This window comes from Rhizobium sp. SVR5-9E (assembly GCF_056755095.1).
Window position 1 is genome coordinate 1 of record NZ_JBNDHS010000451.1, and the last position, 267, is coordinate 267.

Sequence of the window (267 nt, forward strand, 5' to 3'; positions counted from 1 at the left end):
ATAAATCCCTTTATTTTCATCATCAAAACAGACAAAAATTACTTTTTCTATGACACCTGATTTAAAATTTCTCACCTCATGTAAAGCAATTGCTCCTGCCAGGTCTTTCGGAAACCTATAAACTCCTGTGCTGATGTTGGGAAAAGCTATGACTTTTTATCCCCAAGCTTTCAGCCAGCTTCGTGGAATTTCTATAGCAGTTGGCCAAAAGAGCGCAACACTCTTCTTCATTCCCATTCCAAACCGGTCCTACGGTGTGAATAACGT

General features: G+C 39.7%; 1 protein-coding gene. It reads right to left on the reverse strand.

The genetic code is table 11. The annotated features are described in order from the left end of the window. Positions 1-115: 115 nt before the first annotated feature. On the reverse strand, positions 116-262 hold the full coding sequence (locus ACPYOJ_RS35585) for a macro domain-containing protein (RefSeq protein WP_481420420.1): 147 nt from the start codon (positions 260-262) through the stop codon (positions 116-118). Between the last annotated feature and the right edge of the window lie 5 nt (positions 263-267).